The following is a 17,023-nucleotide window of genomic DNA, read 5'->3' as shown; positions in this document are numbered from 1 at the left end:
TTTGATGATGTGATGCATCATCAAATCTTGGTAAGCCGAAATGTCAAAGCCGCGTTTAAAATTACATCTTCGTATCTTGTCTGATGAACAGATTGCCTTTGGCCCTGGCAAAGCAGAATTACTCGAAGCCATCCAGCGTACAGGCTCAATTTCTCAAGCAGCCAAATCCATGGATATGAGTTATCGACGTGCGTGGCAGCTGGTCGATACCATGAATCAATGCTTTCATTCTCACCTTGTTGAAACCCAAACTGGAGGAACGCATGGTGGTGGTGCAATCGTGACTGAATTGGGGCAAGTCATTTTAAGAAAGTTTAGAACCATGGAACAACAGGCGATTCAGTCCGTTGCTTCTGAATTTGAAGATATAGCGAATTACCTGAAAGTAAATAAATAATTTTATAAAAAGAAACAATTTACCAAGAACCGCCCCACATTTGCGCTGATCTTTTCTTGTTCCCTAAAAAACTGCTGATTTATAGCGCATATCAATTCGCACAAGATTTTTTTAGCACCACAACTAAACCATTCTCATGAGACTATATTTTATTAAATAGATTAAGTTGTTAATTTTTTTGATAAAAATTTTATTGGCACACTTTCTGCATTTACCTATTCAAACTTGTATACAAGATAGGATTCATAAAGTGAGCGAACTAAAAACTTTAGGCTGGACAATTTCTGAATGGCAAACGGCGTATTTAAAGCAAGAAATTCAACTCGATATTTTAAAAGAATTAGTTATCGCACTTGATCCTAAGGATGTTGCTTGGATATCTCTTGCTAGCATCGACTTGATTGAACAGCAAATTCAAGCGTTAAAGCAATTAACCCAAGATAGCGACAACCTGCAAAAGCAATTTCCGCTTTATGGTGTCCCGTTTGCAGTTAAAGACAATATAGATGTTGCGGGCTTTGCCACTACTGCGGGCTGTAAAGCTTTAACAACGATTGCAGAACAAGATGCCGAAACAGTACGTTTGCTTAAACAAGCAGGTGCAATTGTGATTGGCAAAACTAACCTTGACCAATTTGCAACTGGTTTGGTTGGGACACGTTCACCCTTTGGTGCAGTACCGAATAGCTTTAAACCTGAATATGTCAGTGGTGGTTCAAGTTCGGGTTCTGCCAGTGTCGTAGCAAGAGGCTTAGTTCCATTTTCTCTAGGTACAGATACAGCTGGATCGGGTCGTGTACCAGCGGCATTCAATAATATTGTGGGCTTAAAACCAACCAAAGGGCGCTTCTCAAATCGAGGATTGTTACCCGCAGTTAAAAGCATCGATTGTATTTCCATTTTTGCACTTACTGTTTCTGATGCGGAATTGGTTGCCCAGCAAGCTGAAGCCTATGATGCTTTAGACAGTTACTCTCGTCCACATCCTAAAAATGTACCTGCTCGATTCTCTAGCAAATTGAAATTTGCGATTCCAAAACAATTAAATTTTTTTGGCGATGAGCAGGCAGAAAAAGCCTTCCAGCAAACCATTCAATTACTTGAAAGTTTAAATGCAGAAATCACAGCGATTGATTTTTCTGCCTTTGAGCAACTTGCAGCGCAGTTATATCAAGGGTCTTGGGTTGCGGAGCGTACTGCGGCGGTTGCGAATCTACTGAAAAGCAATGCCGAGGATTTTGATCCAACGGTCTTGAAAATCGTTCAACAAGGCGAAAAATATTCTGCGGTAGATGCCTACAATGCTGAATATTTGAGACTGGATTTGGCCCGAAAAATCCAAGAAAGTCTGACTGAATTTGATGCATTGATTGTTCCAACTGCACCAACGATTTATACCATTGAGCAGATTCAACAACATCCGATTGAATATAACGCTCGCTTTGGCATTTATACCAACTTTACCAATCTTGCCGATTTAAGCGCACTGGCATTACCCGCAGGCTTTAGAGCAGACAATTTACCTTTCGGTATCAGCTTAATTGCACCCGCGTGGCACGACGCCGCTTTAGTCCATTTTGGTAAGGCTTGGCAAAACTATTTAGCACTCAAATTGGGTGCTTTAGACAAGACCTTAGCTTCAAACCCACCAACTTTGGTGTCTCCGCATCATATCCGTGTGGCTGTGGTGGGCGCACATTTGACAGGTATGCCACTCAATTTTCAGCTCACGACACGGGGTGCGGTACATGTTGAAACCACCAAAACTTCGAAAGATTACTCACTTTATGCCTTAAACGGCACTGTGCCACCTAAGCCAGGCTTGGCCCGCCAACAAGACGGTCAAAGCATCATTGTGGAGCTTTGGGATGTACCAACGGCGCGATTTGGAGAGTTTGTCGCAGAAATTCCAACACCATTAGGCATGGGCAATGTCGAACTTGAAGATGGTCGTTGGGTCAAAGGTTTTATTTGTGAACCCTATGGTTTAGGCGATGCAGAGAATATTAGCCATTTTGGCGGATGGAGAGCCTATATCCAGCATCGTAACAGTCAAGCAGCAAACACAGCGAATTAATTGGGGGAAATCATCATGTTTAAAACAGTTCTTATTGCAAACCGTGGTGAAATTGCTGTCCGAGCAATTCGAACACTAAAAAAATTAGGGATTACCAGCGTTGCTGTTTATTCCGATAGTGACCGTTACGCGCAACATGTACAGGATGCTGACGTCGCGATTGCGCTGGATGGAATCAAGCCTGCCGATACTTATTTGAGTATAGAGAAATTGATTAGTGCGGCTAAACAAACAGGCGCAGAGGCGATTTTTCCAGGCTATGGTTTTCTGTCTGAAAGTGCCGATTTCTCTCGTGCTTGTGAAGAAAATAATATTGCCTTTATGGGCCCAACAGCAGAGCAAATTTTGGAATTTGGTCTAAAACATCGAGCGCGTGAATTGGCCGCAGCTGCCAATGTGCCGATGACACCCGGTACCGGATTATTAGATAGCTTAGAAGAAGCGTTGACGGCTGCTGAACGGATTGGTTATCCAATTATGCTGAAAAGCACCGCAGGTGGCGGTGGGATTGGCTTAACCCGTTGTGATACTCCACAAGCTTTGACGGATGCTTATGAAAGCGTAAAACGCTTAGGTGAACAGTTCTTTAAAGATGCGGGTGTTTTTATTGAATGCTTTATTGATAAAGCACGTCATGTCGAAGTACAAATTTTTGGTGATGGCAAAGGCCAAGTGGTGGCGTTTGGTGAGCGTGATTGTTCATTACAACGTCGCAACCAGAAAGTGGTTGAAGAAACACCAGCAGCCAACTTACCTAAAGCAACTCGTCAGAAATTGCATCAAGCAGCGGTTGAATTGGGTCGTTCTGTCAATTATCGCAGTGCAGGTACGGTTGAGTTTATTTACGATGCGCAACGGGACGAATTTTATTTCCTTGAAGTGAATACCCGTTTACAAGTGGAACATCCTGTCACTGAAATGGTCACAGGTCTAGACTTGATTGAATGCATGCTCAAAGTTGCAGCTGGCGATGCATTGGACTGGGACTATTTAAGCAATATCCAACCCAAAGGTGCGGCTATTGAAGTCCGTGTCTATGCCGAAGATCCTGTGAAAAACTTTCAACCGAGTCCCGGTGTATTGACTGAAGTGTCTTTTCCAGAAGGCATTCGTGTGGATACTTGGGTCAAAACAGGGACTGAAATTTCTCAATACTTTGATCCGATGATTGCCAAAATCATTGTCCATGCTGAAGATCGAGCTACAGCAATTGAAAAATTAAAAGTGGTTTTGGCTGAAACCCGTTTAAATGGAATCAGTACCAATCTGGATTATGCACGTGCCATTGTTTCAGACCAGCGTTTTGAATCTATGCAAATCTGGACACGCATGCTCGATGATTTTAACTACTCACCTAAAGTCATTGAAGTGATCCAAGCAGGCACGCTCAGTTCAATTCAAGACTATCCAGGGCGCACAGGCTATTGGGATATCGGGGTACCACCATCTGGTCCAATGGATGATTACGCATTTCAACTGGCTAATCGTATTGTCGGCAATGATACCAAAGCCGCAGGTTTTGAGTTTACCTTAGTCGGGCCAACATTAAAGTTTCATATGGAAACGACCATTGCACTGACGGGTGCAAGCTGTACCGCGGTATTGGATGATCAGTTGATTGCATTTTGGCAGCCGATTAAAGTCAAAGCGGGCCAAACCTTAAAAATAGGGCAAGTAGCTTCAGGCTGCCGTACCTATTTGGCGGTACGTGATGGACTGGATGTACCCCTATATTTAGGTAGCCGCTCAACCTTTGCTTTAGGTAATTTTGGTGGTCATGCAGGACGTACTTTGCGTGTTGGCGATATGATCAAAATGGTTGATTCAAGCTTAGCAAACGCCGAATTACCATTGGCAACCGAGATACCGCAAGCCTTATCGAAGGATTTAATTCCTGAATACAGCAATGAATGGGAAATTGCTGTGCTGTATGGACCACATGGCGCGCCTGATTTCTTTAAACCCGAATATGTAGAAGAGTTCTTTGCGTCTGAATGGACCGTACATTTTAATTCAAATCGTTTAGGCGTCAGACTTTCAGGACCTACACCAAGCTGGGCACGTGAAAATGGCGGTGAAGCGGGTTTACATCCTTCCAATGTGCACGACTGTGAATATGCGATTGGTGCCATCAACTTTACTGGTGATTTCCCTGTGATTTTGGCAAAAGATGGTCCAAGTCTTGGCGGCTTCGTGTGTCCAGTCACCATTGCCAAAGCAGAACTGTGGAAAGTGGGACAACTCAAAGCCGATGACAAAATCCGTTTTTATCCAATTACAGTTGAACAAGCCAACGAATTAGAACGTAAGCAAATTGAGACTATTCACAATTTTAGCCAAAACTTTGTAGCTGCTTCCAAAGTCATTGAAACCATTGAGCCTGCTCAAGAGGTATTCACCACAATTCTGGCACAACGTGAAGAAACTGAATTATCACCCAAAACACTGTATCGCCAAGCAGGTGATAGCTATATCTTATTAGAGTACGGTGAAAACGTTTTGGATTTGGCACTACGTTTACGTGTGCATCAACTCATTCAGATGATTCGCAGTGCCAATCTTGCAGGCGTTTTGGAACTGTCACCAGGAGTGCGTTCACTACAAATTAAATATGATGGTCTGGTTATTCCTCAAGCTGAGCTGATCAAGCATTTGCTGAAACTTGAAGATCAGATGGGCGATTTAAGTCAGCTGAAAATTCCATCGCGTATCGTGCATTTACCAATGGCATTTGAAGACAGTGCCACTTTAGGAGCTGTGGAACGTTATCAGGAAAGTGTCTGTGCTAAAGCGCCGTGGTTACCAAATAACGTCGATTTTATTCAACGGATTAATGGTCTAGCACATCGAGACGAAGTAAAAGACATTATTTTCGATGCCAATTATTTAGTATTAGGGCTAGGTGATGTGTATCTAACAGCACCATGTGCTGTGCCGATTGACCCACGTCATCGTTTACTCAGCTCTAAATATAACCCTGCACGTACTTTTACCGCCGAAGGAACGGTGGGGATTGGTGGTATGTACATGTGTATTTATGGCATGGATTCACCTGGTGGTTATCAGCTGGTTGGGCGGACGCTGCCGATTTGGAACAAGTTTAAAAAGAATAAGCAATTTGGTGATAAACAATGGTTCTTGCAATTCTTTGATCAAATTAAATATTTCTCTGTGACTGAAGCTGAACTGAATGAATGGCGTACAGATTTTGAAAATGGTCGTGCTCAGATCCAGATTGAAGAAACTGAGTTTGACTATGCAGACTATGTACAGTTCTTGGAAAATGAAGCGGAGAGCATCGCCGCATTTAAACAGAAACAGCAACAGGCTTTCAGTACGGAAGTGAGTCGCTGGAAAGAAGCGTTTGCAGTACAACCTGAACAGCATGTGGAGCAAGCCAGTCAGGTCGATTACAGCCATCTTTCTTCTTTAAATGCTTCAATGACAGGAAATATTTGGAAGATCTTTGTTGAACATGGACAAGAGATCAAAAAAGGTGAAACTGTTGCTATTATTGAAGCAATGAAAATGGAGTTACCTGTTTATGCAGAAGAAGATGGCATTGTCAAAGCCATTATTTGCAGAGCGGGGCAAACGGTACACAGTGGTGAGCCATTGGTATATATGGAATAGGGTTGAATGAAAGAAGCAAAAATAACAACAAAAAGCTCAGACAACTTGTCTGAGCTGGTTTACCAACGCATCAAGAATGACATCTTTGATTTCAAATTGATGCCTGGTGAACGCTTCACTGAGTCTGAAGTTGCCAAAGCCTATGAGGTGAGTCGTACCCCAATCCGACAAGCCTTGTATCGTTTGCAACAAGAGGGCTATGTCGATGTGAGCTTTCGGAGCGGTTGGCAGATTCGACCGCTTAATTTTCGTTATTATGAAGAGCTTTACGATGTGCGTATTGTTTTAGAAAAGGACTCAATTCGTAAACTCTGTCAGATTGATCATCACAACTCAGTTGAGCTGTCTGTATTAAAAGATCTTTGGCTGGTCGAGCCTGATGCATACTTAAAGGATATTAAACAACTTTCTCAGCAAGATGAGGATTTTCATTGTGCTTTGGTCCGTGCCTCGGGCAATAATGAAATGGCAAGGATTCATCGAGATTTGAGTGAGCGTATCCGTATTATTCGCCGTTTGGATTTTTCTAAAGATTATCGAGTGGAAGCGACTTATCAGGAACATCAAAAAATCTTAGGTTTTATTTTTGAGAGACAAACAGAGCAGGCGATCAATGCGATTGAAGCACATATCATGCAAAGTCGTGATGAAGTGAAAAAGATTACCTTACAGATGTTGGATTCGAGTCAGTTTTATTAGATTGATGGTTTTAGTATTTATATGATGAATCTAAACTAATATGATGAAAATAAAGATAAGAAGGCATAAGAGCTTAGAGAACTGGCATGGAAGAATTATCAAAAGAACGTTTAGAACAGATTTTAGATGATTGTTCGAAAACGACCGAAGGGCCTTGGCTTTCGTATGTAGAGGGCAGAGATCATGAATCTGGATCCAATTTTATTATGACAGGCGATGATGATATCGAGTTAACAGGAGCAACTATTGCTGATCAGGATTTTATAGCAAACGCGAAACAAGATATCCCAAAGTTAATTTCAGAAATTTTTAGACTTAGAGTGCTTTTAGAAATATATAGAAATAATAATTAGTATAGTAGTTTTTTTAAAGCCAATAACGGATAAATTTAATTGTTTTAAAAGGACTTTTATGAATAACTGGGATTATGCTTTTATAGCATCGATTGTAACGGTAGTTGGAATGAGTCTAATTTCTATACTTACTGGTTTTAGGCTCTGGAAGGTATCTATAAGTGTTTTCTTAGTCTCAAGTATAGGTTTCTGCATTCTTGTAGTGCTAGGACGCCGTTTGGATAATAGAGGTTTTGATGATGGTCCATGGGGAGCACATGGTGTATTGATGGAATTTATGAATCTAGAAATAATTATAATCAGCTTGGGAGTAGGTGCATTTATAACTTTAATCTTCTTCTTATCCATTCTTTTGTCTGATAATAAATAATAATTGAATTTAGTATCAGGATTAAGTTGTTAGTTTTTTACCAATCTACACATGATATAATAAAGCGGAATTCCATCCAAAACTCTCTTTTCCATGCCTAATTCTGCATAAAACTAACAGCTTTTATCTCTTTGCTATTTAATAATAAAAATCACATTTCCAATCATCAGATGACACATGATGAATGACCAGATACTCATCAACTTATTTCTAAAACTCATCTCCAAAGAAGGCTTTTTTGCTACAGCCATTGATGGCATTACTTTGATGCGCGTTGATCACAATACACCACCGATTGCGGTATTGCAGGAACCAACCCTAGTCTTTGTATTGCAAGGCCAAAAACGCGGTTATATCGGTACAGAAACCTATTCCTTTCAACAAGCTGAATGTCTGATCGTATCGGTTTCAATGCCATTTGATTGTGACACCATTGCCAGTCCAGAAGCACCGATGATTGCAATTAGCATGAAACTGGAAGCTGATACAGTGAATGAGTTACTGGCAAAAACCTATTTTGAGAATTACCAATTCAAGCCACTCACTACTGGTATGTGCGTGATTCAATATGATCAAACCATATCTAGTGTATTGATCCGTTTATTGAATACACTGACTTCTGAACAAGATGTACTGATTTTGGGTGATCAAATCAAACGAGAACTACTGTATCGGGTGATTCAACATTCAGGTGCAGATGCTTTAAAAGGCTTGGTTGCTCAAGGCAATCTCAGGCCTATTTATAAAATTTGTGAATATATTCAGCATCATTTTACTGAAAAACTCACAATTGAAATGCTGGCAGATCAAGCCAATATGAGTACATCTGCATTCCATAAAGCCTTTAAACAAGTCACACAACATTCTCCTTTGCAATATCTAAAGGTAGTTCGGTTGCATAAGGCAAAACAATTGTTGCAAAACGCAGACCAAAGTGTGGCTCAAGCAGCTTATGCTGTTGGATATCAGAGCTCTTCTCAATTTAGCCGAGAATTTAAAAAGCAATTTGGTTTTCCACCGAAACATGCTGAATTTAATACTGAAACGGAGTCATGATCAGATGAATCAAAATAGCGTAGAACAAATGAAATATATCGAAATTATACAAGCTGGCGGTCCCGAAGTTTTACGAGTAGCTCAAGGGCCTCGACCAGAGATAAAAGAAGACGAAGTACTCATTGAAGTCTATGCAACAGGGATCAATAGACCTGACATTTTACAACGCCAAGGACTATATCCCATGCCCAAAGGGGTCACATTGGTTCCTGGACTTGAGGTATCAGGTGTGGTCGTTCACGTGGGTGCTCAGGTCAGCAAATTTAAAGTCGGTGATAAAGTCTGTGCACTCACCAATGGTGGTGGGTACGCTGAATATTGTGCGGTTCCAGCAAACCAAGCGTTAAACATTCCGAAGAATCTGAGTTTTGTTGAAGCAGCGGCCATTCCTGAAACCTATTTTACTGTTTGGGCGAATCTGTTTCAGATTGGACAATTAAATAAGAATGAAACCGTGCTGATTCATGGCGGCGCAAGCGGCATTGGTTCAACCGCGATTAGTTTATGTCATGCGATGGGTATTAAAAACTTCTCTACGGTTGGGAGTGATGACAAAGTTGAAAAATTAGCTTCTGTGTCACAGGTGATTAACTACAAAACGCAGGATTTTGAAAAAGAAATTTTGGCCCAAACTGATGGTCAAGGTGTTGATGTGATCTTGGATATTATTGGTGCAGCCTACTTCAACCAAAACTTGAGGCTGTTAAAGCGCGATGGACGTTTGGTGATTATCGGTTTCATGGGCGGTCGGAAAGTCGATGGCTTTGATATACAAGAGTTGATGTTAAAACGTGCTGTGGTGACTGGCTCAACCATGCGAGCTAGAACCAATGATGAAAAAGCCAAAATTACCCAAGAGCTTGAACAGTTTGTCTGGCCGTTGATTGAAGCAGACCAATGTAAGCCGATGATCTATAAAACTTTCACTTTTGAAGATGTTGCTCAGGCACATCAATGTTTAGAAAGCAGCCAACACACGGGCAAAGTGGTACTCGAAATTAAATCTGAATTTGCCTAATTGTATTCATTGCATGCCTGTTCATACTCAATACTTGAGTGGGACAGGACAGTTAAGCAGTATGTATTAAATATAACAACACGATGAGGAATCTTGAAAATGACGACAAATCCTGATGATCGCAATCCAAGTCCAGACCTAGCAGAAGACAACGCTTTTTTTCCGTCACCCTATTCACTCAGCCAATATACCTCTGCAAAGACAGATTATGATGGTACAACTTATCCAACCCCCTACAAAGGCGATAAAAAGATTTTAATGATCGCGACTGACGAACGTTATATCTTGATGCAAAACGAAAAATTCTTTTCGACAGGAAATCATCCAGTGGAAATGTTATTGCCAATGTTTCATTTGGATAACGCAGGCTTTGCTTTTGATGTGGCAACACTTTCTGGAAATCCAGTCAAACTGGAAATGTGGGCAATGCCACATGAGGAACAGGTGGTCTTAGATACCTACAAAAAATACGAAAAACAGCTCAAAGCGCCGTTAAAGCTGGCTGATATTTTGGAACAAGCTTTAAGTGCAGATTCGCCTTATGCCGGTATTTTTATTCCAGGTGGACATGGCGTACTGGCTAAAATTCCAGAGAGTACAGAAGTAAAAGAGCTGTTAAAGTGGGCAGTTGAAAATGACAAATATGTGATCACGTTGTGTCATGGCCCAGCATCTTTACTCGCAGCTGCAGTTGATGAAAATCCACAAGATTATATTTTTAAAGATTATCAGATTTGTGTGTTCCCAGATACTTTAGACAAAGGTCCGAATATTGAGATAGGTTATATGCCAGGTCAATTGCCATGGTTAGTCGGTGAAAATCTTGAGAAGCTTGGCGTTAAAATCTTGAACAAGGGAATTACAGGTCAGGTACACCAAGATCGAAAATTATTAACAGGCGATAGCCCACTGGCATCTAATAACCTGGGTAAACTCGCCGCTACAACGTTATTGGCAGACCCAGAATTCCATTAAATGTTAATGAACAGAAAAAGCCTAACTGAACTGTTAGGCTTTTTTATATGAGAATTTAGTCATCTCATTGTGCAGTTTTCACTGTATTTTCCATGCTCAGTCTTCTACAAAGTAACATTTAACTGACAGCTAAATTACATTTATGTCATTTGAAACTATTTCAAGTTTCAGGAGGCTATTATCGTCTTAAGCAAAGCTTTAGTAGGTTTAAGATGAAGATATTACTAGTCGAAGATGATCATAAAACAGGGAGTTATCTTAAACAAACATTATCAGAAGCAGGTTACATGATCGATTGGGTCACCGATGAAATTACAGCAAAACATCTGACACTTATCTTGGGCGAATATGATTTGGTGGTATTGGATGTGATGTTTTCTGGTTTAAATGACTGGAACATCCTGAATGATGTTGGACGAAATGGCAGGAAAATGCCTATTTTATTTTTGATTGCCCGTGATCAAATTGGAGAGCGTATTAAAGGATTTGGTCTTTCTTTTACTTTTGCAGAAATACTCGCTCGGATAAGAAGTTTATTGGCCAGAGAGCCACGAAATAATGAAAGCAGTAAGATGAGTGTTGCAGATCTTGAACTCGATTTATGGAAACGTTGTGTGAGCCGTTCAGGGCAACGAATTAACCTCACTGCTCAAGAATACGCATTGATGGAGCTATTTATGAGTAGACGTGGAGAAATTTTGCCTAGAGCACTGATTGCATCCCAGATCTGTGATATGAATTATGAAAGAGATACTAAAGCGGTGGAAGTGGCAATTAGTCGCTTAAGAAATAAAATTGATCGTAACTTTCTTCCGAAGCTGATTCATAATATTTATGGAATGGGCTATGTGTTAGAAGAATGGAACAGAGGACGTGCCAGAAAACATTAACCATGAGTTTTCTTAATCTTTAGACAAAGTTTAAATGAGTTGTATCGACTAATTGTCAGCTATTTGACAATTCAGGACCTAGATTCTAATTAAAGTAATACAGCGATGTAAAGTAACGAATCTGGGATGAAGAATGAAAATATGTATTTATGGCGCGGGCAGTATTGGATGCTATTTAGGTGGACGATTAGCCGCAGCTGGGCATGATGTCGATTTCATTGTTCGGCCTAAAATACAACAACAACTTCAACAATATGGGCTCACGGTTTCTGACTATAAGGGAATGCGACAAACTGTTCCTGCGAATAAACTTCAACTGAGTCAGGATTTAAATACTGCGGCTAACGCAGACTTTATTTTTGTTTGTGTGAAATCAGCAGCAACTGAGCAAGTTGCTTATGAACTAAAAGATATTCTGAAGAAAGATAGCATAATCATCAGTTTCCAGAATGGCTTAGGTAATGTTGGAATCCTAAAACAGGTGTTATCTGGACATACAATTCTTGAAGGTATGGTACCGTTTAATGTGGCTGCTTTGGGAAATGGGGTATTTCATCAAGGCACAGAAGGGGCTTTATATGTCAAAAGTCATCCAGCCCTCGCTGAGCTAGAGACTACATTTCACACTGCAAAATTTGAGTTTAAACTTGAACAGAATATGCAAGAGATTCAATGGGCAAAGTTATTATTAAATCTCAATAATTCAGTCAATGCATTATCTCAGCTTCCACTCAAGCAACAACTTTCCATTCGAGCTTACCGTCAATGTTTGGCGATGGCACAGACGGAAGCTTTACAACTTTTGAAACTTGCTAAAATTCAACCTGCACAACTTACTGCGGTGCCTGCTCAGGTGCTGCCTAAGCTATTAAGTCTTCCAAATTTTATTTTTAATCTACTCAGCAAGAAAATGTTGGCGATTGATCCACTGGCACGGTCATCGATGGCTGATGATCTGATGGCAGGCAGGGCAACGGAAATTGACTGGATTAATGGCGAAATTGTGAATTTGGCTGCACAGCTCAATCGACAGGCGCCGATCAATACAAAGCTCATCCAGCTGATTAAGCAGGCAGAAAATACAGCTAAAGCTTGGTCTGCGGAAGAATTAAAAAAAGTATTGGAAACAGCTTAAACGACCAATAAAAATAATAGCCTTAGCATAAGGGAAACCATGCTAAGGCTGTTTTGATCGTGAATTTGAAAGGCTTTAAACTTTGGCTGTTTCTTGTGGCCCAAATCGGGTAATCAAAATACCAAAGATGGTTGCGAAGATATACATAAAGATTGAATAGACTGCGGCAGGCATTGCAATCGTGGTACTGGCCATGATGGTCAATGCAATGGTCATTGCCAATGTGCTGTTATGAATGCCGATTTCAAAAGCACATGCCCGTGCTTGATAAGAACTGATACCAAACAGTCGCGGTACAAAATAACCAATACAAAGACTAATTGCACAGAATAACGCTGTGGCTAATCCTATTTGACCAATATATTCAATGAGATTACTTCGCTCTTTGATAATTGCACCAAGGATGATAATCACCAGAAAAACCACCGCAAAGATGCGAACTGGACGATTTAGTTTTTCAGCTGTGCGCGGGGCATAATGACGAATCAACATCCCGATACCTACAGGAACAAGGATAATTGCAAATACTTGAAGCACTTTTGAAAATTGTAACCCAAGCTGCTGGCCTTCATTCATGAAATGAAGAATCGAGAAGTTCACAATAAACGGTAGAAAAATAGCGGCAATAATGGCATTGATTGCGGTTAAGGTAATATTGAGTGCGATATCACCTTTATATAGATAGCTAAATAGATTTGCTGTAGAGCCTCCAGGAGAAGCTGCGAGTAGCATCAAGCCTACGGCCAGCAATGGTGGTAAAGCCAGTATTTTACAAATTAAGAAGGCAATGCCGACCAATAAAATCAGCTGACAAAATAGAGCAACTAAAACAGCTTTGGGGTGTTTACTTACGCGAGCAAAATCTTTGAGAGTGAGTTCCAACCCCAAGCCCGCCATAACGATTGCTAAAGCAAGGGGCAGAAAAAGTGTAATTAGTCCAGAATCCATAACTATTTATTCCTTTTAGATCAATTTAATATTATTTCCTAAAATTTTTATACAATTTTGTCCGATCAAATCACAACTTGGCAGTATCTAAGTTGATATAGTTTTTACCCTTAAAAGCCATATAAACATCAGTTTTAACATAAAATTTAAGATTTTTACGACCTAGATAATCAATTAGCATATTTAGATTATTAATTCTAATGATTTCTTTAGCTTTTAAAAATTATTCACTTTTATTTGAAAGTGTGCTATTTATCACATTTTATTTAAGTGTAGTTTAGAAAATTTAATAAGAGAAAAAGAAAGTTTTTCTATTTTTACATTTTATAACTCTTTATTAGTTTTGTTACTCAGCTAATTGTTGTGTGCAAATTAATCAAAATGCAAAGTTTTTTTGACTAAATAGTAAAAACTAAATTTAAATTTGGAAAAATAATATTTATATATTTAACAATGGTGTATACTGCATTCACACATATGAAAATGCGAATCATTTAGGTTTCCTTCAAACTTTCATGATTCTTAAACAAAAACTTTATAATATGCGACCAATTGGCAGAAAAATAAAAATCAGATGTAAAAAAGGTCAATGACTCTTTGTTACTTTAAGAAAGATAATTTGCGCCGATTATTACATTGTAACTATTTATTTATATAAAAATAAGTGAATAGTTACGTGAAAAGATGACCATTTTAGTGTGGCTCAAAATAAAAACTGAATATTACAAATAGCGGATTAAATATGGATAACGTAGCTCAGCTCGAAACTGATACTAATTTCCAAAGTCGAAAAAAAATAACTTGGGCTGTTTTTAGCGTGCTCATCTTATTTCTGATCTTAGGTATTGCATATTATTTTTTGGTATATCGATTCTACCAATCTACCGATAATGCTTATGTGCAAGCCGATGTCACTTGGGTCATGCCAAAAATCTCTGGAGAAGTCGTCGAGCTGATAATCAATGACAATCAGTTTGTAAAAAAAGGAGAGGCATTAGCCATCTTAGATCATCGTGATTATCAAGCGCGTTATGATCAAGCAAAGTCCGTCGTGACTTTGAAAGAAGCTGCGCTTGCAGTACAACAACAAAACGAAAAATCTGCAAAATCATCAATTAGTGAGGCCAATAGTGGTGTTGTTGCCGCGCAAGCAGACTTATCTCGTTTGAAAAAAGATTTCACTCGTTATCAGGATTTATTAAAAGACGGTGTGATTACCCGACAGAATTTTGAAGGCATCCAATCTCAGTATTTAACCGCGCAAGCACAAGTCACTAAAGCACAGGCCTCGGTGAATGCTGCTGAAGCTCAATTGGGTAGTTTACAAGCCAGTCGTGCGCAGCTACTTGCCGATATCCAAAATGCAAATGCGACTTTGGATCTTTACCAAATCGATCTTTCATCCTCAAAAGTCATCAGCCCAGTCACAGGCAAAGTCGGTAGCCTTTCAATCCAAAAAGGTTCTCGTGTGTCTCCACAAACACGATTGATGGCGATCATCCCTGAAAAAAGTTTGTATGTGCAAGCTAACTTTAAAGAAACCCAAATTGAGAAAATGCACATTGGACAGCAAGTTAAATTAAAAATTGATGCGTATCCAAGCCTCACTTACACCGGAAAAATCGAAAGCTTTTCTCCAGCATCTGGCGCAACCTTTTCACTTATGCCACCAGATAATGCGACTGGGAACTTTAACAAAGTTGTACAGCGTATTCCTGTACGGATTGCACTCGATTCGAGTCCACATATTGATCTTATAAAACCTGGAATGTCAGTCAGTGCGACTGTTGATCTAAGAACTTAATCAGAAAGTTTTAGGTATAAGAAAATGAATAAACCGATCGAACATGAGTGGAAGTTTGCGCCAAAAACAGCATGGCTCATTTTTGCTGCCATGATCTTTGGTAACTTCATGGCAATTCTGGATATTCAGATTGTTGCAAGTTCTCTGAATGAAGTCCAAGCAGGCATGAGCGCCAGCCGTTATGAAGTGACATGGGTTCAAACGGTTTATTTAATTGCTGAAATTATTGCAATTCCAATGTCCAGTATTGTGTCTAGAGTACTTTCTACACGCATTTATTACACGATTTGTGCCATTGGGTTTACGATCAGTTCTTTACTGTGTGCTTTGGCTTGGAATCTGGAAAGCCTATTGGTATTCCGTGCGTTTCAAGGCTTTATGGGTGGAGGTATGATTCCAACGTCAATGACGGCGTTGTATTTACTTTTCCCAGAAGCAAAACGTGCATTGCCTTTGGTGATGTTTGGCATGATTAGTACGCTGGGTCCTGCGATTGGTCCAACCATTGGTGGATGGCTCACCAACAACTTCTCATGGCACTGGATGTTCCTAATTAACATCATCCCAGGTATTTTGATTGCGACAATTATTTACTCAGGCCCGAATATTGATCGCGCCAATTATTCACTGATTAAAACCATGGATTGGTTCAGTCTGATTGGTATGGCCATGTTCTTGGGTGGTTTGGAGTATTTTCTGGATGAAGGCGCACGCCATGACTGGTTAGCGGATACAGGCGTTCGTATTGCATTTATCATCTGCTTGATTGGCGGCATGATCTTTTTCTCGCGTAGTTTTACTCAGCCTAAACCGCTATTAGATCTCAGTGTATTTAAAAATAAGAACTTCGCTTTAAGTTGCATGATTACCTTTGTGATTGGTATGGCCTTGTATGGTTTGGGCTATATGATTCCTGTATTTCTTGGACAAGTTCGAGAAATGAACAGCAGTCAAATCGGTCATATCATGATGGTGACAGGTATTGTCATGTTCTGCTTTGCGCCATTTTTAGCTTGGCTTATTCCAAATTTTGATACGCGAAAAACCGTGTTTGTTGGCATGGTCTTGGCGGGTTTTGGTGTTTGGCTCAATTCACATCTCAGTATTCACAGCGATTATGACTTTATGTTTTGGCCACAGATCTATCGTGGGATTGGTCTGATGATTTGTTTGATTGTGGTTTCGCATTTGGCGATGAGTACCTTGCCACTCACGAAAGTTGCAGATGCCAGTGGTATTTATAATCTGATGCGCAATATTGGCGGTGCTGTTGGGCTGGCATTGATCAACTCATCACTGGATTGGCTCACGGCATTGCATGTCACCCAGATCAATCAATATATGACACCGCAAAATTGGATCTTTGTTGAAAGGCTAGACCAACTCACTGCCCAATACCAAGAAGTCGGTGCAAATGCACAGCAAATCGCGCTGAGTGTGATTTATCGCGATATTCACTATCAAGCGCTCACGTCTAGTTTTAATGATTTATTACGTATGTTAGCCATCATTATGTTTGTGGCGGCTTTCTTAACCATTTTTATGGATAGGGGGAAGAAAATGGACATATAGAGATTCAATGCTAGAGGGTTTCATATAACGAAAAAAAAATCGGGGCATCTATAACAACTTACCCCGTAATAAAAAGAATAGTGATACGCATTTTTA

General features: G+C 40.0%; 14 protein-coding genes. 13 read left to right on the top strand and 1 reads right to left on the bottom strand.

What is annotated here, in order from left to right:
- Positions 1–40 precede the first annotated feature (40 nt).
- From F887_RS08640 to F887_RS08690, 11 genes are all read left to right on the top strand, one after another.
- The gene (locus F887_RS08640; RefSeq protein ID WP_005294286.1) at positions 41–397 is read left to right on the top strand and encodes a winged helix-turn-helix domain-containing protein; all 357 of its coding nucleotides are present in this window, start codon (positions 41–43) and stop codon (positions 395–397) included.
- A gap of 250 nt (positions 398–647) precedes the next feature.
- A complete protein-coding gene (gene atzF / locus F887_RS08645) occupies positions 648–2,474 on the top strand; it encodes an allophanate hydrolase (RefSeq protein ID WP_005294284.1) in 1,827 nt (608 codons plus the stop codon).
- A 15-nt stretch (positions 2,475–2,489) separates the two neighbouring features.
- Positions 2,490–6,107 carry an urea carboxylase gene (uca, locus tag F887_RS08650; protein WP_005294281.1) on the top strand — a complete coding sequence of 1,206 codons (3,618 nt, stop codon included), beginning with the start codon at positions 2,490–2,492 and terminating at the stop codon, positions 6,105–6,107.
- A 6-nt stretch (positions 6,108–6,113) separates the two neighbouring features.
- Complete coding sequence (locus F887_RS08655; protein WP_005294280.1) at positions 6,114–6,806, top strand: GntR family transcriptional regulator; 693 nt, start codon at positions 6,114–6,116, stop codon at positions 6,804–6,806.
- A gap of 86 nt (positions 6,807–6,892) precedes the next feature.
- Positions 6,893–7,159, top strand: a complete 267-nt coding sequence (locus tag F887_RS08660) for a hypothetical protein (protein WP_005294278.1) — start codon at positions 6,893–6,895, stop codon at positions 7,157–7,159.
- Between the two features lie 58 nt (positions 7,160–7,217).
- Positions 7,218–7,529, top strand: a complete 312-nt coding sequence (locus F887_RS08665) for a hypothetical protein (protein WP_005294276.1) — start codon at positions 7,218–7,220, stop codon at positions 7,527–7,529.
- Between the two features lie 177 nt (positions 7,530–7,706).
- On the top strand, positions 7,707–8,585 hold the full coding sequence (locus F887_RS08670) for an AraC family transcriptional regulator (RefSeq protein WP_005294275.1): 879 nt from the start codon (positions 7,707–7,709) through the stop codon (positions 8,583–8,585).
- Positions 8,586–8,589: 4 nt separating this feature from the next.
- Positions 8,590–9,603 carry an NAD(P)H-quinone oxidoreductase gene (locus F887_RS08675; RefSeq protein ID WP_005294273.1) on the top strand — a complete coding sequence of 338 codons (1,014 nt, stop codon included), beginning with the start codon at positions 8,590–8,592 and terminating at the stop codon, positions 9,601–9,603.
- 99 nt (positions 9,604–9,702) lie between these two features.
- A complete protein-coding gene (gene hchA, locus F887_RS08680; protein WP_005294271.1) occupies positions 9,703–10,578 on the top strand; it encodes a glyoxalase III HchA in 876 nt (291 codons plus the stop codon).
- A 212-nt stretch (positions 10,579–10,790) separates the two neighbouring features.
- Positions 10,791–11,468 (top strand): winged helix-turn-helix domain-containing protein, encoded by a 678-nt coding sequence (locus F887_RS08685; RefSeq protein ID WP_005294269.1) that lies wholly within the window; start codon positions 10,791–10,793, stop codon positions 11,466–11,468.
- A 133-nt stretch (positions 11,469–11,601) separates the two neighbouring features.
- On the top strand, positions 11,602–12,603 hold the full coding sequence (locus F887_RS08690; protein WP_005294267.1) for a 2-dehydropantoate 2-reductase: 1,002 nt from the start codon (positions 11,602–11,604) through the stop codon (positions 12,601–12,603).
- A 75-nt stretch (positions 12,604–12,678) separates the two neighbouring features.
- Here F887_RS08690 and F887_RS08695 read toward each other — a convergent pair whose 3' ends face one another.
- On the bottom strand, positions 12,679–13,551 hold the full coding sequence (locus F887_RS08695; RefSeq protein WP_005294265.1) for a bile acid:sodium symporter family protein: 873 nt from the start codon (positions 13,549–13,551) through the stop codon (positions 12,679–12,681).
- A 742-nt stretch (positions 13,552–14,293) separates the two neighbouring features.
- On the opposite strand from F887_RS08695, the gene F887_RS08700 reads away from it, so the two are divergent.
- Together F887_RS08700 and F887_RS08705 are read left to right on the top strand one after the other, a co-directional pair.
- Entirely contained in the window at positions 14,294–15,355 is a 1,062-nt protein-coding gene (locus tag F887_RS08700; RefSeq protein ID WP_005294262.1) for an HlyD family secretion protein, read from the top strand.
- A gap of 24 nt (positions 15,356–15,379) precedes the next feature.
- Complete coding sequence (locus F887_RS08705; RefSeq protein ID WP_005294260.1) at positions 15,380–16,927, top strand: DHA2 family efflux MFS transporter permease subunit; 1,548 nt, start codon at positions 15,380–15,382, stop codon at positions 16,925–16,927.
- Positions 16,928–17,023: the final 96 nt, after the last annotated feature.

This window comes from Acinetobacter sp. NIPH 2100 (genome assembly GCF_000369805.1).
Taxonomy (GTDB): Bacteria; Pseudomonadota; Gammaproteobacteria; order Pseudomonadales; family Moraxellaceae; genus Acinetobacter.
Note: the sequence above shows the minus strand (reverse complement) of the source record. Positions and strands in the feature narration are given on the sequence as shown.

Bases quoted from the DNA above. Each gene is read 5' to 3' on its own strand.
- F887_RS08640 (WP_005294286.1), top strand. From the start codon at position 41: ATGTCAAAGCCGCGTTTAAAATTACATCTTCGTATCTTGTCTGATGAA.
- uca (WP_005294281.1), top strand. From the start codon at position 2,490: ATGTTTAAAACAGTTCTTATTGCAAACCGTGGTGAAATTGCTGTCCGA.
- F887_RS08655 (WP_005294280.1), top strand. From the start codon at position 6,114: ATGAAAGAAGCAAAAATAACAACAAAAAGCTCAGACAACTTGTCTGAG.
- F887_RS08660 (WP_005294278.1), top strand. From the start codon at position 6,893: ATGGAAGAATTATCAAAAGAACGTTTAGAACAGATTTTAGATGATTGT.
- F887_RS08665 (WP_005294276.1), top strand. From the start codon at position 7,218: ATGAATAACTGGGATTATGCTTTTATAGCATCGATTGTAACGGTAGTT.
- F887_RS08670 (WP_005294275.1), top strand. From the start codon at position 7,707: ATGATGAATGACCAGATACTCATCAACTTATTTCTAAAACTCATCTCC.
- F887_RS08675 (WP_005294273.1), top strand. From the start codon at position 8,590: ATGAATCAAAATAGCGTAGAACAAATGAAATATATCGAAATTATACAA.
- hchA (WP_005294271.1), top strand. From the start codon at position 9,703: ATGACGACAAATCCTGATGATCGCAATCCAAGTCCAGACCTAGCAGAA.
- F887_RS08685 (WP_005294269.1), top strand. From the start codon at position 10,791: ATGAAGATATTACTAGTCGAAGATGATCATAAAACAGGGAGTTATCTT.
- F887_RS08690 (WP_005294267.1), top strand. From the start codon at position 11,602: ATGAAAATATGTATTTATGGCGCGGGCAGTATTGGATGCTATTTAGGT.
- F887_RS08695 (WP_005294265.1), bottom strand. From the start codon at position 13,551: ATGGATTCTGGACTAATTACACTTTTTCTGCCCCTTGCTTTAGCAATC.
- F887_RS08700 (WP_005294262.1), top strand. From the start codon at position 14,294: ATGGATAACGTAGCTCAGCTCGAAACTGATACTAATTTCCAAAGTCGA.
- F887_RS08705 (WP_005294260.1), top strand. From the start codon at position 15,380: ATGAATAAACCGATCGAACATGAGTGGAAGTTTGCGCCAAAAACAGCA.